This is a genomic window from Azospirillum sp. NS33 (genome assembly GCF_059703765.1).
Genome location: NZ_BAAKJB010000002.1, coordinates 60,961 through 74,675, shown reverse-complemented (window position 1 = coordinate 74,675; position 13,715 = coordinate 60,961). Strand labels below are relative to the sequence as shown.

Below are 13,715 nucleotides of genomic sequence, written 5' to 3'. Positions count from 1 at the left end.
AAACGGATCATTGGGCGATCAGGGCTCGGACCGCGGCCACCAGCGCGTCGGGACCGACGGGTTTCATCAGCAGGCGGCGCGACGGCCCGGCGGTGAGCCCGCGGGCGGCGGCGCGCGAGGCGTAGCCGGTGAGGAAGAGGATGGGCAGGTCCGGGTTCCGCTCCGCCAACGCCCGGGCGAGGTCGGCGCCGTTCATCCGCGGCATGGCGACGTCGCTGACCACCAGGTCGAACAGCCCGCCGCCCTCGTCGAAGCGCTCCAGCGCCTCGACCCCGTCGCCCGCCATGGTCACGACACAGCCCGCCTCTTCCAGCACCAGGCGCAGATAGGACCGCACCGACTCCTCGTCGTCGACCAGCAGCACCGCCGCGGTCTCGCCCTCCGCCAGGGTGGCGGTGGTGGCGGCGGCGTCCGCCGCCGGGGCGGGGGCGGCGGCCGGCAGGTACACCGAGAAGGCGGCGCCGCGGCCGGGCTCGCTCTCCAGCTCCACCGCGCCGCCGGCCTGGCGCGCGGTGCCGTAGACCATCCACAGGCCGAGGCCCGTGCCCTTGCCCGGTCCCTTGGTGGTGAAGAACGGCTCCCAGATGCGGTCGCGCAGGTCGGCGGGCACGCCGCCGCCGGTGTCGCTGACGCGGAGCACGGCGTAGCGGCCCGGCCGCACCGCCTCGTGGCGGGCCAGGAAGGCGGCGTCGGGAACGACGCTGTCCAGGGTGACCGTCAGGGTGCCGCCCTCCCCCATGGCGTCGCGGGCGTTGATGGCGAGGTTCAGCAGGGCCTGGTTGAGGGTCACCGGGTTGGCGACGGTGCAGACCGCGGGGTCGCGGATGTCCAGCACGATGTCGATGCCGGCGCCCAGCAGGGGTTTCAGGAAGACCCTGAGGTCGCCGAGCAGCGCCGACAGCCGGACCACCTCGGTTTCCTCGGCCGGCCGGCGCCGGCTGAAGTCCAGCAATTGGCCGGTCAGCGCGGCGGCGCGGTCGGACGCCTTGGCGATCTCGCGTGCGCAGGTCAGCACCCGGACCGGCTCGTCGGGGTGGCGCTCGGCCAGCCGGGCGAAGCCGCCGATCGCGGTCAGCAGGTTGTTGAACTCGTGGGCGACGCCGCCGGCCATCCGGCCCACCGCTTCCATCTTCTGCGCGCGCTGCATCTCCCGCTCGGCGTGCAGGCGGTCGGTGACGTCGGTGAGGGTGGCGACGAATCCGCCCTCCGGGATGGGCGAGCGCCGGACCTCCAGGAAACGGTCCCCCACCGCCAGCGGGGCGCGGCGCCCCGCTTCGGCGCCGGTGTCGGGGTTCGGGCCGGGGTCCAGCGCCGCCGCCACCGCCGGACTTCCGGTGTGGGCCAGGAGGTCGGCCAGCGGCGTGCCGAACACGACCAGCACCTCGGGCACGCCGAGCAGCCGGGCGAAGTCGTCGTTCCAGGCGGCGAGCCGGCCGCCGGCGTCGACCATGCAGATCCCCTGGCTGATGCTGCGCAGGGTCGCCCGCAGCCGTCCCGTCTGCCCCGCCAGCTCCTCCTCGCGCAGCTTCAGCTCGGTGATGTCCATGAGGATCTTGACGATGCCGCCGCTGCCGGTGGCGTGCTCGCTGATGCGGTACCAGCGGCCGTCCGACAGGCGCCGGTCGACCGGCCCGCCCGGGGCGAGGTGGCGGCGCATGCGATCCTCGATCCACGATCCCATGTCCTGGCGCGCGTCCTCGTAGCCGCCGCGCTCCGCCGCCACACGAAGGATCTCCTCGAACGACACGCCCGGCACCAGGACGTCGGCGATGGTCGGGTAGGCCTGGCGGTAGCGCGCGTTGCACAGCAGAAGCCGGCCCTCCGGGTTGAACAGGACGAAACCTTCGGAGACGCTGTCCAGCGCATCGCGCAGCAGGGTCTGCAGGAAGCGCGCCTCGATCTGCGCCAGGGTCTCCGCCGTGACGTCGACCCCGGTCCCGCGGTAGCCGAGAAACCGCCCCTCGGCGTCGTGCACGGGACGCCCGCTGAGGCGCAGGATGCGCGTGCCCGCCGCCCCGCCGGGCAGCGTCACCTCGAGGTCGCGGAAGGGGCGGCGGGCGGCGATGTCGGCGGCGGTCTCCCGCCACGACCGGGCGTCCTCGACCAGCCGGCCGAGGTCCCCCAGCGACCGCCCGAACGCCGCGGCGGGGTCGCCCTCCAGAAGCGCCGCCAGGCGCTCCGACACATAGGTGTAGAGGTGGTCGGGCCCGGTCTCCCAGAACCAGTCGGAGGCGGCCTCGGCGAAGTCGCGCAGGCGCTGCCGGCTCTCCTCCAGATCGCGGCCGGCGGCGGCGACCAGGCCGGCGGCGCGGTCCACCGCAGCCGCCGCCCCCAGCGCCCGGCGGATGATGACGAAGGCCAGCACCGCCATCGCCGCCATGACCAGCAGCACCGACGGCACCATGCGCTCCATCATCAGCGCTCCCGGCTGCGACGGCTCCCACCGGACATGGCCGATCACCGCGCCGTCCGGGCCCGCCAGGGCCACCCCGCCGCGGCTCTCGTCGCCGCTGCCACCGGCCGCCCCGGCCACGAACCGCAGGCCGTCGAATCCGAACGCGGCGCCGACCCCGGCCAGCGCGGCGCCGTCGAGCCGGCGCGCGAGCACCAGGACGGCACCCGGTGCGTGGCCGTCCGACGCGTCCACGGCGGCCAGCAGGACGAGGTCGTCGGCGCCCGCCACCGCCCCGGCCGCACCGGCCGGCGCCGCCACCGTACCGGACACCGCCCCCTGGCCGCCCCGGGCGCGGCCGACCAGCCGCCGCGCCCCGGGGCCGAGTCGCGCGAAGCGGTCGGGGCCGACCGGCCGGCCCAGCCGGGTGGCGGTCAGCACGGCACCGTCATCGCCGATCAGGAAGGTGTCGGTGGCGGCGCGCTCGTGGCCGCCCAGCGGCTCCGTGACGCCGCCGGGCCAACCGGCGTGGTCCGCCGCGGCGACCTCCAGAATCCGGCGCTCGCCGGCGAGGACCGAGCGGACGACCCGCGCCGCGGTCTCCGCGGCGATGCGGTCCTGGCGCTCGGCGGCGAAGGCCAACAGGCCGAGGATGGCCGTCATGCCCAGCACCAGCAGCAACAACCCGGGCAGGACGATGGTCCGGGCGCGCACCCGGCGCGGCGCGGCCGAGCCGGTGCCGAGCCGGTCGCCCTGCCCAAGGGATGAAGTCACGTCCACCGTCCGCTCCGCGTCCGCCGCGTCCTCCCGCCGACTCGCGGGTGTCGCCCGTCTGTAGGGCCCCACCCGTTAACATCGTGTTGCCCGGGCGGACCGGCGCGGCGGTCGGGCGGCGGTGGCGGCGGTGGCGGCGGTCAGGCGGTCAGGCGGTCAGGCGGTCGCCAGCATCGCCGCGGCGGCCTCGACGGCGGCGGCGGCGTAGGGGCGCACCCGCGGCGCGATCTGCGAGGGATGGATGCCCGGGCCGAGGATGCCGACGCCGACCGGTTTCATGAACTCCAGCTGCAGGCCGATCAGGCTGCCGACCACCGCGTGGCCCATCACCAGGCCGTGATCGGTCTCGCCCCGTTCGATGATGCCCAGAGCGACCACCGCGTCGATGTCGTCGCGCATCAGCAGGCGCTTGACCGCCAGTGGCTTTTCCATCGACCCGGGGACCCACACCTCGGCCCCCACCGACAGGCCCAGGCGCCCGGCCACGCCGCGCGCCTCGTCCAGCATTTCCTCACCCTGCGCACGGTGAAACCGGCCGAGCACGATCCCGATGGTCGCCACGTCGTCACTCCCTCTCCAGCCGCGGGCCCGGCGGCCCCCGTCGCCGGGCACTCTAGTCGCCGCACCGGGGCGCGGCAATCGCCCGGACACCGCGCCAGGCGCGGCAATCGCCCGGACACCGCGCCCGCTGTGTTACCGCGCCGACACGCGGCCGGCGGTCGCATTTGCATTCTGCAACGGGCGCTGGACCGAACGTGGACGAAGGACTATGCTCCGCGCCCGGGGAACACCGGACGGGGGGGCGAGCCATGCCGCTGGAGATCGAGCGGAGGTTCCTGGTCGCGCGCGACATCACCCATCTCTGCCACGGGGGCGAACGCATTCTGCAGGGCTATCTGCCCTGCGTCAGCACCCAGACAGTGCGCGTCCGGGTGGTCGGCGCCAAGGCGTTCCTCACCATGAAGACACGCCCGGCCGGGGGCGTCCGCACCGAACTGGAGTGGGAGATCGGCGCGGCGTTCGCGACCGAGGTCCTGCGCCACAGCTGCGCCGAGGCCCGGCTCGAGAAGACCCGCTACCGCATCCCCCACCAGGGGCTGGTGTGGGAGGTCGATGTCTTCCACGGTGCCAACAGCGGCCTGGTGATCGCCGAGGTGGAGCTGGACCGGCCGGACCAGCCGCTGCCCCTGCCCGACTGGGTGGGCCGCGAGATCACCGCCGACCGGCGCTTCGGCAACTCGGCGCTGAGCCGGCGCCCCGTCGACGCCGCCCTGCTGGCGGCCTGATCCTCACGCCGGCGGTGACCCGCGCCGCGCCGCCGCCCACAGGCGGGCGGCGATGGCCACCGCCACCAGCAGCAGCGCGGCGACGAAGCCGGCCACGCCGGTCCATCCCCACGCGCTCCAGAACAGGCCCCCGGCGTAGCCGGCCAGGGTCGATCCCATGTAGTAGCTGAAGAGATAAAGGGCCGTGGCCTGGGCCCGCGCGGTGCGGGCGCGCTGACCGATCCAGCCGCTGGCGATGGCGTGGGCACCGAAGAAGGCGAAGGTGAAGAGCGCCAGCCCGGCGACGACGGCGATGACCGACGGCGGCTCCATCACCACCAGCCCGGCCAGGGTCAGCACGACCGCCGCCAGCAGCACCCGTCCGGTGCCATGGCGGCCGGCCAACGCGCCGAACCAGGGCGAGCCGACCACGCCGGCGACATAGACCAGGAAGATCGCCCCCACCGCCGCCGGGCGCAGGTCGAACGGCGCCGCCATCAGCCGGAACCCGGTGTAATTGTAGATGGTGACGAAGCCGCCCATCATCAGGAAGGCCAGGGCGAACAGGCCGAGCAGGCCGGGGTCGCCGAGATGGGCGCGCCAGCCCGCCGCCAGCTCGCCCAGCCCCGGCGGGCGCCGCACGAATCGGCGCGACGCCGGCAGGCCCCGCCACAGCACGAGCCCCGCCGCCAGCCCCAGCAGACCGACCGCCGCCATCGCCATGCGCCAGTCCGCGAGATCCGCGACGGTGGCGGTGAGCACGCGGCCGGACATCCCGCCCAGCGCCGTCCCGCCGATGTAGAGCCCCATGGTCACCCCGGCAGCCTTGGGGTCGACCTCCTCGCTGACATAGGCCATCGCCACCGCCGGCAGCCCGCTCAACGCCACCCCCTCCAGGGTGCGCACCACCAGCAGCCAGTGCCAGTCCGGGGCCGCCGCCGCGGCCAGCCCCAGCACGCCCGACGCCAGCAGCGAGGCCAGCATCACCGGCTTGCGGCCCCAGGCGTCGGACAGCGCCCCGGCCACGAGCATGGCGAAGGCGAGCGCGCCGGTGGAGAGCGACAGGGCGAGGCTGCTGTCCGCCGGGCTGACCGCGAACTCCTCGGCGAAGGAGGGCATCAGCGGCTGCACGCAGTAGAGCGTGGCGAAGGTCGAGAACCCGGCGACGAACAGGCTGAAGCGGGCGCGGCGGAAGGCCGGGGTGCCAACCGTCAGGTACCCGCCGTCGCGCTCCTCGGCCTCGACGTGATGGCCTCCGTCCACCGGCGCTCTCCCCGCGTGTCGCGATTGTGAGACAGCGATACTGACCATCCGTTCCACGATGCGGAAGCGCCGGCCCTGCAGGGCAGCCATCCCGGCCGGCCATGCCGCACCGGCCTACCCGACGATCATCCGCTCCAAGGTCTCCAGCCGGTCGGCCTCGGCGGCCGGCTTGTCCCAGCGGATGCGGTGGACGCGCGGGAATCGCATGGCCACCCCGCTCTTGTGGCGGCCGGAGCGGTGGACGCTGTCGAAGGCGACCTCCAGGACCAGGCCCGGCGCGACCTCCCGCACCGGACCGAAGCGGCGCACCGTGTTGGCGCGCACCCAGCGGTCCAGTTCCACCAGTTCGGCGTCGGTGAAGCCGAAATAGGCCTTGCCGACGGGCACCAGCGAGTCGCCGCGCCACGCCCCGAAGGTGAAGTCGGAGTAGAAGCTGGAGCGCTTGCCGTGGCCGCGCTGGGCGTACATCAGCACCGCGTCGAGGGTCAGGGCGCCGCGCTTCCACTTGAACCACGGCCCTTTCGGCCGTCCCGCCACGTACGGGCTGTCGCGGCGCTTCAGCATCAACCCCTCGATGCCGGCCTCCCGCGCCCCGTCGCGCAGGGCCGCCAATTCCTCCCACCGCGCGAACGGCACCAGGGGCGACAGGTCCATCCGCCGCGGCCCGGTCGCCACCGCCCAGCGCTCCAGCCGCGCCCGGCGCTCCACGAAGGGCAGCGGCCTCAGGTCGTCGGCACCGTCGAACAGGATGTCGTACAGGCGGACGAAGGCCGGGTACTCGCGCAGGGTCCGGGCCGTGACGGCCTTGCGGTTGAGGCGCTGCTGCAGGTCGTTGAAGGGCGCCACCACCCCGTCGCGGACCACCAGCAGCTCGCCGTCCAGCACGGCGTCGAAGCTCATGTGGTCGGTCACGTCGGGGAACGCGCCGGAGATGTCGTCGCCGGTGCGGCTGTAGATCCGCCGCTCGCCGCCGCGCGCCACCAGTTGCACGCGGATGCCGTCCCACTTCCACTCCGCGCAGTAGGCGGCAGGGTCAACGCCGGCGGTGGCGTCCTCCTCCAGCGGCGTGGCCAGCATCAGCGGCCGGAAGCCGGCGCCACCGGCCGGCACCGGCGGCCCGGCCCGCCCCTCCAGCCAGGCGAACAGGTCCTCGTAGGGCGGGCTCAGGCCATGCCAGCACTCGTCGATGGCGTGGGGCTCCACCCCGCCCCAGCCGGCCAGTGCGGTCTTGGCGAGGCGGGTCGAGACGCCCACCCGCAGGGCCCCGGTGATCAGCTTGAGCAGCGCGAAGCGCCCCGACGCGTCGAGGCGGTCCAGCCAGCCCTCGAGCAGACCGATCACATCGCCGCGGCGGGCCTCGCGCAGCGCCCGCACCACGGTGTCCAGGCTGGGCGGATCGCCGGGCAGGCCATCGGGGTGCCCGTGCTCCGGCCCGCCGGGCCAGATCAACGCCACCGTCTCGGCGAGGTCGCCGACGTAGTCGTAGGACCAGGCGAACAGCTCCGGATCGACCCGCGACAGCACCAGCGCCCGGATCGCCGCCGGCTTCGCCTCGCGGAACACCAGCGTCTCGGTGAGGGCGGCCAGCGCCCAGCCGCGGTCCGGGTCCGGGGTGTGGGCGAAGTGGTCGGCCAGCAGGCGGATCTTGCCGTTGCGCGAGGGCATGAAGACCAGCGCGTCGATCAGCGCGGCGAACCGCTTCACGCCCCCTCCTCCTCGAAGCCGATCAGGGCCAGGGCGCGGGCGCGGATGCCCATGCGGCCGGCCTGGTGGACCAGCGCCTCCTCCCGCCCGTGGGTGACCCACACCTCCGGCGCGCCGACGTCCTCCAGGGTGCGCACCAGCTCGTCCCAGTCGGCGTGGTCGGAGATCACCAGCGGAAGCTCCACGCCGCGCTGGCGCGCCCGCTGGCGCACCCGCATCCAGCCCGACGCCATGGCCACCACCGGATCGCTGAGCCGGCGCGCCCAGCGGTCGGCGATGGCGCCCGGCGGGGCCAGCACCAGGGCGCCGCGCAGCTCGTCCCTGGCGGCGACGGTGGCCGGCCGCAGCTCGCCCAGCGCCACCCCGAACCCGGCGTAGATCTCGCACATGGGCGGCAGCGCGCCGTGCAGGTAGACCGGGCGGTCGTAGCCGGCGGCCCGCAGCAGGCTCAGCACGCGCTGGCATTTCCCGAGCGCGTAGACGCCCACCACGTGGGTGCGCTCCGGGAACACCGTCAGGGAATGCAGCAGGCGCGCGATCTCCCCGGTGTCGGGGGGATGACGGAACACCGGCAGCGCGAAGGTCGCCTCGGTGACGAAGACATCGCAGGGCACCGGCTCGAACGGGGCGCAGGTGCGGTCGGCCACCCGCTTGTAGTCGCCGGACACGACGACCCGCGCGCCGGCGTGCTCGATCACCACCTGGGCGCTGCCCAGCACGTGGCCGGCCGGCATCAGCCGCACCGTGGTGTCGCCGACCCGCAGCGGCACGCCACAGTCCAGCGCCTGCAGGCTGCTCCCCGCCCCCTCGCCCAGGCGCTGGCGCATGATGGCCAGCGTCGGCGGCGTGGCGAGCACATGGCGGTGTCCCGGCCGGGCGTGGTCGGAATGACCGTGGGTGATCACCGCCCGCTCCACCGGCCGCAGCGGGTCCACGTGGAATCCGCCGGGCACCACGAAAAGCCCTTCGGGGGTCACCCGGACCCAGCGCTCGGGATGCGAGTCGGCCGGCCGGACAGTGGACACGACGGGTCGTGCGGCGCTCATGCCGCCACTATGTCACGTGGCGCCCATGGCGCCAACACGGCGCCTCCTAGCGGCCGCTGCCGGCACGGCTGGCCCGCAGATCGCCGGGACGGAACCGGCGGGCGGGCGACCCGGGGGAGTCCCGCCGATCGGCCGCGGCCGCGCCGCCGCCATCGCGGTCGCCGTCGCCGTCGCCGTCGCCGTCGTCGGGGACGTGCCCGAGCAGCCGCAGAACCGCCTCCCATTCCCGGGACTGCGGTCCGGAATAGAACGCCACCATGTCGCGGTACGTCAGCATGGCTTCCTCCCTGGTTGCGTCTGCCGTTGTCGCCCCCACCCGCGCCGCGCCCGCACGCGGGCGCCCGTGCCCCGGCCCTGCACAGGCCACCGTCGCCCCGCCCCCCGCTGACACCGGATCATAGCAAAAACCGCCGGTCCCGGTAAACCGGCGGGGCGTCCGCTCGTCTTGTGGCGTGCCACCCAGTATTTGGACCGCACCGACGGGTATTGTTTGTTGCCCCATATTTCAGATCGCGACGGTGGCGGGCTCTTGCGCAAGGGCGCGGCGACCCGCATTCTGCGCGCGGTGGCACCGCGCCACCCCGCCGACGGGAAGGGACCATGCACGACTATCTGTCCATCGCGCCCGAGGTTGCCGACGCCCTGGCCCGCCGGGCACCGGTGGTCGCCCTGGAATCCACGGTGATCGCCCACGGCATGCCCCACCCCCGCAACCTGGACACCGCACGCGCGCTGGAAGCGGCGGTGCGCGCCGAAGGGGCGGTGCCGGCGACCGTCGCCGTGCTCGACGGCCGCATCCGCATCGGCCTGGACGGCGATGACCTGGAACGGCTCGCCACCGGCGGGCGGGCGGTGCGCAAGCTGAGCCGGCGCGACCTTCCCGTGGCCCTGGCGACGCGGGCCGACGGGGCGACCACGGTGGCGGCGACGATGATCGCGGCCGGGCTCGCCGGCATCGCGGTGTTCGCCACCGGCGGCATCGGCGGCGTGCACCGCGGCGCCGAAACCAGTTTCGACATCTCCGCCGACCTGGAGGAACTGGCGCGCACCGACGTCTGCGTCGTCTGCGCCGGCGCCAAAGCCATCCTCGACCTGCCCAAGACGCTGGAATATCTGGAAACCCGCGGCGTGCCGGTGCTGGGGTTCGGCACCGACACCCTCCCCGCCTTCTACGCCCGCTCCTCCGGCCTGGCGGTGGCGCAGCGCTGCGACAGCGCGGACGAGGTGGCGCGCGTGCTGCACGCCAAGTGGCGCCTCGGCCTCGACGGCGGCGTGCTCGTGGCGGTGCCGGTCCCGGAGGACGCCGCCATCGCCGCCGAGGAGGCGGAACGCGCGATCACCCTGGCACTGGAAGCCGCGGCAGCGGACGGGATCGGCGGCGCCGCGCTCACCCCTTTCCTGCTGGCCCGGGTGACGGACCTCACCGATGGCCGCAGCCTCGACGCCAACGCCGCCCTGATCGCCAACAACGCCCGTGTCGCCGCCCGCATCGCCGCGGCCCACGCCGAGCTTGCGACGCGCGACGGCGCCCTGCCCCCGAGGGCCCCCGCGGCCCGGTTCCGCTATTGACCGCCTCGGTGCTTTGTCATATGCCTTAACTCCGAGGTGGTAAGCCTCCTGCCACCATCCGTCTTAAGCCTGCATTAACGGGCCTTGGACGAATGTGGGGCCGCCCACAACGGAGGTCCCGATGCGCCTGTCGAACTCGTCCAACCTGGTCTCCCGGATGATTGCTCTCGCCACTGCCCCGGAAACCGGCGAGTCCGAGGACGCGCGCCCGGCGACGCCCGTCAAGCGTGTCCTCTGGGCCGCCCAGGCCGCCGACCTGCGGGCCGGCCTGCCCGCCGTGATCGCCCACCAGATCGAGTGCCGCGTGGCCATGGAGCTGGAAGCCATGGCGCTGCCCGAGGTCTTCTTCACCTCGGTGGAGGCCTTCGGCCGCGTCGTCGCCTGCGACCTCGACGCCGAGGGCACCGCCTCCATCTTCGCGCTGATCGACCCCCAGGAATACGACGACCTGGTCGAAGAGGCCGGTGACGACGCCCTGTTCGGGGTCGTCGGTGACGGCGTCTACGTCAACGCGGCCCGCACCCGCCACTGACGCCCGGCACGGCGCCCACGGGACGAGGGCGGACGGGCGCGCATGACGGACGGGCGCGCATGTCGGCGGGCGCCCGTGACGATGACGGGCGCCGTCACAGCGGCGGCGCCCGGTCCGGTCAGCGGAGCACGCGCCCGGCCACCGCGTCGAGTTTCCTCACGAGATCGGCATCCCGTTTGTCGGGCGCCGTCATGACCGCGTTGTCGAGCGCGGTGTGGCAGCCCTTGTCGCAGCACGCGGTGCGCCCGCGCAGGGCCGGCGCCAGCGCCGTCACCAGCGCCCGGGCCCGTTCGGCGTTTGCCACCAGCACCTTGATGACGGCGTCCACGGTCACGTGGTCGTGGTCGGGATGCCAGCAGTCGTAATCGGTGACCATGGCCACCGTCGCGTAGCACATCTCCGCTTCGCGGGCGAGCTTGGCCTCGGGCATGTTGGTCATGCCGATCACGTCGCAGCCCCAGCTCCGGTACAGCTCGGACTCCGCCATGGTCGAGAACTGCGGGCCCTCCATCACCATGTAGGTGCCGCCCCGCTGGTACTTGATGTCGAGGGTCTTCAACGCCCCCTCGATGGCGTCGCCGAGGCGGCCGCAGACCGGGTGGCCGAGCGCCACATGGGCCACGAGGCCGGTGCCGAAGAACGACTTGGGGCGCGCGAAGGTGCGGTCGATGAACTGGTCGACCACCACGAAGGTGCCCGGCGGCAGGTGCTCCTTCAGCGAGCCGACCGCCGACACCGACAGGATCTCGGTCACGCCGGCGCGCTTGAGGACGTCGATGTTGGCCCGCGAGTTCAGTTCCGACGGCGGCACGCGGTGCCCGCGGCCGTGGCGTGGCAGGAAGACCAGCGGCTGGCCGTCCAACTCGCCCATCAGCAGCTCGTCCGACGGCTCGCCGAAGGGGCTGTCGACGCGGACCCAGCGCGTGTTCTCCAGCCCGTCGATGTCGTAGACACCGCTGCCGCCGATCACGCCCAGCACCGGTGGGATCGCCGCATGCACCATGGCCGCCCTCTCTCGTTCCCTCGTGTCGCGGACCGCTGCCGCACGGCGCGCAGTGTCGCCCCTGGCGGCGGACATGGCAACTACAGCGTCCACAGCAGCACGGCGACGACGCCGAAGTAGACCACCGCCTTCGCCGCCGCGGCGGTCCGCCCGGCGATGCCGAATCCCGCGGGAGGGACGTGCGGCCCGGGGAACAGGTCGACGATGACCGTCTGCAGGCGTGGAAAGGGGACGGCCGGGTAGGCCTCGGCCGGCAGGAACAATGGCACGCCGCGCCGCTTGAAGGGCGCCAGCAGAACCATCCCCGCCGCGAATCCGCCGAGATGGGCGCCCCAGGCGACGCCGTCGGCGTCGACGCCCGGCAGCGGCGGCAACAGCACCATCGCCAGGTTCGCGGCGAGGTCGCCGCCGACCACCACGGAGGCCGGCAGCAGCAGCGGAATGCGGAAGAACAGCAGCAGCAGGATCTTGGCGTTGGGGTGCAGCAGGAGGTAGGCGCCCATGACGCCGGAGATCGCGCCGCTGGCCCCCACCACGGGGCGCAGCGGCTCGGCCGCCATCCACCCCTCGGTGAGCGCCCCCACCGCGGCGCAGGCGAAGAAGAACACGAGGTAGCGGAGGTGCCCCAGCGCGTCCTCCACGCTGTCGCCGAACACCCACAGCGCCACCATGTTGGTCAGGAGGTGCAGGAGGTCGCCGTGCACCAGGACATGCCCGAACAGCCCGCGCCAGGCGTCGACCGTCGGCAGCGGCCCCGCCAGCTCGCCGACGCCGTAGACATAGGCCGGCACGAAGGCGAACGGCTCCGGCCGCACCCCCGTCACGAAGAACAGGACGCAGGCCAGGATGAGCGCCCGGTTGACATAGGCGACGGCGATGTGCCGCAGCGGGTTTCCACCCCCCAGAACCAACCCCACGCATGTTCTCCCGAAGCCGCCGCCCTGGATCGGATATGGTAGCGCTTTGGCCGCCGCCCAGCCGGACGGCACCGTCACCGCCAGACCGTACGCCGAATGAACATCGTCCTCGTATCCGTCGGCCGCGACTGGGTCAGTGCCGCCCGCCTCCCCCGGGCGCTGAAGGCGACCGGGGCCACCGTGACCGTGTGCAGCCCGGGCGACAGCCTGGTCGCCCAGAGCCGCTTCGTCGACCGCCGTGCCGACCTGGCCCCTCCGGTGACCACCATCGCACTGTGGGCCGCCCTGCGCGCGATTCACGGGCGCTGGGGACTGGACTTCGTCGTGCCGTGCGACGAGGCGGCGGTCCAGCAACTCCACCACCTCGCCGTCGAGTGCGCGGCCGCACCCGACGAGGAGGCGCGGGCGGTGGGTCAGGCGCTGATGGCGTCGCTGGGCGATCCGCGCCATTACCGCGACACCCGGCGACGGTCCTACTTCGCCGACGCCCCCGCCCTTCCCGGCTGCCTCATCCCCGCGCAACGCGCGGTGCGGCGCGGGGCCGACCTGTGCACGGCGGCCGCCCAGATCGGCTATCCGGTGGCGGTGAAGCGCGACGGCACCGCCGGCGGCGCCGGCGTGCGCCGGGCCGATGATGCCCGCGCCCTGGCGGCGCTGGCCGAGGTGGAGAACGCCTTCGAGCCGCTCGCGCCGGCCGGCGTGACGCTCCGCGGCGAAGGGGTCGCCGTCGTCCAGGCATGGATCGAGGGCGACCCCGCCTCCGTCAGCCTGGTCGCGCAGCGCGGCCGGATGCTGGCCGCGTTCGCGTACGCAAAGCGCGAAGGGCGACCCAACGGGCCGACCACCGTCGCCGAGCCCGTGGACCGCCCCGACCTCCTCGCCGCGGCGCAGGTGGTCGTGGCGCGCTTCGGATTCAGCGGGTTCGGCGGAGTCGACTTCATGCTGGAGCGCGGCACCGCACGGGCCCACCTGCTCGAGTTCAACGCCCGGCCCACGGTCACCACGCATCTCGGCCCGCTGCTGGGTGCGGATCTCTGCGCCGCCCTGCTCGCCGCCCTGGCGGGCACCCCGGCGCCGGCGGGACCACCGCCCCGGGTCGGGCGGATCACCCTGTTTCCCGGGGAATGGCGGCGCGACCCGGCGAGCCCGCACCTGCACGCCGCCCACCACGACGTGCCGTGGGACGACCCGCCTCTGCTGCGGGCGTTGATCCGCAGCGACGGACCATGAGGCCGGCCAGCGACGCGGTC

General features: G+C 74.0%; 12 protein-coding genes. 4 read left to right on the top strand and 8 right to left on the bottom strand.

Annotated elements, in window-relative coordinates; translation table 11 throughout:
* Positions 1-7: 7 nt before the first annotated feature.
* Both AC6H2I_RS02980 and AC6H2I_RS02975 read right to left on the bottom strand, forming a co-directional pair.
* Complete coding sequence (locus AC6H2I_RS02980) at positions 8-3,166, bottom strand: PAS domain-containing hybrid sensor histidine kinase/response regulator (RefSeq protein ID WP_497499084.1); 3,159 nt, start codon at positions 3,164-3,166, stop codon at positions 8-10.
* A 156-nt stretch (positions 3,167-3,322) separates the two neighbouring features.
* A complete protein-coding gene (locus AC6H2I_RS02975) occupies positions 3,323-3,727 on the bottom strand; it encodes a 6,7-dimethyl-8-ribityllumazine synthase (protein WP_497499083.1) in 405 nt (134 codons plus the stop codon).
* Positions 3,728-3,975: 248 nt separating this feature from the next.
* Between AC6H2I_RS02975 and AC6H2I_RS02970 the strand changes: the two genes are divergently transcribed.
* A complete protein-coding gene (locus AC6H2I_RS02970; protein ID WP_497499082.1) occupies positions 3,976-4,452 on the top strand; it encodes a CYTH domain-containing protein in 477 nt (158 codons plus the stop codon).
* A 3-nt stretch (positions 4,453-4,455) separates the two neighbouring features.
* Here AC6H2I_RS02970 and AC6H2I_RS02965 read toward each other — a convergent pair whose 3' ends face one another.
* The 4 genes from AC6H2I_RS02965 to AC6H2I_RS02950 form a co-directional block, all read right to left on the bottom strand.
* Complete coding sequence (locus tag AC6H2I_RS02965) at positions 4,456-5,694, bottom strand: MFS transporter (RefSeq protein WP_497499081.1); 1,239 nt, start codon at positions 5,692-5,694, stop codon at positions 4,456-4,458.
* Positions 5,695-5,808: 114 nt separating this feature from the next.
* The gene (locus AC6H2I_RS02960; RefSeq protein ID WP_497499080.1) at positions 5,809-7,398 is read right to left on the bottom strand and encodes a cisplatin damage response ATP-dependent DNA ligase; all 1,590 of its coding nucleotides are present in this window, start codon (positions 7,396-7,398) and stop codon (positions 5,809-5,811) included.
* Positions 7,395-8,444 carry a ligase-associated DNA damage response exonuclease gene (locus AC6H2I_RS02955; RefSeq protein ID WP_497499079.1) on the bottom strand — a complete coding sequence of 350 codons (1,050 nt, stop codon included), beginning with the start codon at positions 8,442-8,444 and terminating at the stop codon, positions 7,395-7,397. The genes AC6H2I_RS02960 and AC6H2I_RS02955 overlap by 4 nt, the downstream gene beginning before the upstream one ends.
* A gap of 46 nt (positions 8,445-8,490) precedes the next feature.
* The gene (locus AC6H2I_RS02950; RefSeq protein WP_497499078.1) at positions 8,491-8,721 is read right to left on the bottom strand and encodes a hypothetical protein; all 231 of its coding nucleotides are present in this window, start codon (positions 8,719-8,721) and stop codon (positions 8,491-8,493) included.
* 323 nt (positions 8,722-9,044) lie between these two features.
* Here AC6H2I_RS02950 and AC6H2I_RS02945 point away from each other — a divergent pair, with 323 nt between their 5' ends.
* Positions 9,045-10,013: a pseudouridine-5'-phosphate glycosidase gene (locus AC6H2I_RS02945; protein WP_497499077.1), complete on the top strand. Its 969-nt coding sequence runs from the start codon at positions 9,045-9,047 to the stop codon at positions 10,011-10,013.
* Positions 10,014-10,134: 121 nt separating this feature from the next.
* Positions 10,135-10,545, top strand: coding sequence for a hypothetical protein (locus AC6H2I_RS02940; RefSeq protein ID WP_497499076.1), 411 nt, complete (start codon positions 10,135-10,137; stop codon positions 10,543-10,545).
* 118 nt (positions 10,546-10,663) lie between these two features.
* Here AC6H2I_RS02940 and AC6H2I_RS02935 read toward each other — a convergent pair whose 3' ends face one another.
* Both AC6H2I_RS02935 and AC6H2I_RS02930 read right to left on the bottom strand, forming a co-directional pair.
* Positions 10,664-11,548, bottom strand: coding sequence for an S-methyl-5'-thioadenosine phosphorylase (locus AC6H2I_RS02935; RefSeq protein ID WP_497499075.1), 885 nt, complete (start codon positions 11,546-11,548; stop codon positions 10,664-10,666).
* A gap of 80 nt (positions 11,549-11,628) precedes the next feature.
* Entirely contained in the window at positions 11,629-12,465 is an 837-nt protein-coding gene (locus tag AC6H2I_RS02930) for a rhomboid family intramembrane serine protease (RefSeq protein ID WP_497499074.1), read from the bottom strand.
* A gap of 96 nt (positions 12,466-12,561) precedes the next feature.
* Here AC6H2I_RS02930 and AC6H2I_RS02925 point away from each other — a divergent pair, with 96 nt between their 5' ends.
* A complete protein-coding gene (locus AC6H2I_RS02925; RefSeq protein WP_497499073.1) occupies positions 12,562-13,695 on the top strand; it encodes an ATP-grasp domain-containing protein in 1,134 nt (377 codons plus the stop codon).
* The last annotated feature ends 20 nt before the right edge of the window (positions 13,696-13,715 follow it).

Coding starts and splice junctions, on each gene's coding strand:
- AC6H2I_RS02970 (WP_497499082.1), top strand. CDS start 3,976: ATGCCGCTGGAGATCGAGCGGAGGTTCCTGGTCGCGCGCGACATCACC.
- AC6H2I_RS02955 (WP_497499079.1), bottom strand. CDS start 8,444: ATGAGCGCCGCACGACCCGTCGTGTCCACTGTCCGGCCGGCCGACTCG.
- AC6H2I_RS02950 (WP_497499078.1), bottom strand. CDS start 8,721: ATGCTGACGTACCGCGACATGGTGGCGTTCTATTCCGGACCGCAGTCC.
- AC6H2I_RS02945 (WP_497499077.1), top strand. CDS start 9,045: ATGCACGACTATCTGTCCATCGCGCCCGAGGTTGCCGACGCCCTGGCC.
- AC6H2I_RS02940 (WP_497499076.1), top strand. CDS start 10,135: ATGCGCCTGTCGAACTCGTCCAACCTGGTCTCCCGGATGATTGCTCTC.
- AC6H2I_RS02935 (WP_497499075.1), bottom strand. CDS start 11,548: ATGGTGCATGCGGCGATCCCACCGGTGCTGGGCGTGATCGGCGGCAGC.
- AC6H2I_RS02925 (WP_497499073.1), top strand. CDS start 12,562: ATGAACATCGTCCTCGTATCCGTCGGCCGCGACTGGGTCAGTGCCGCC.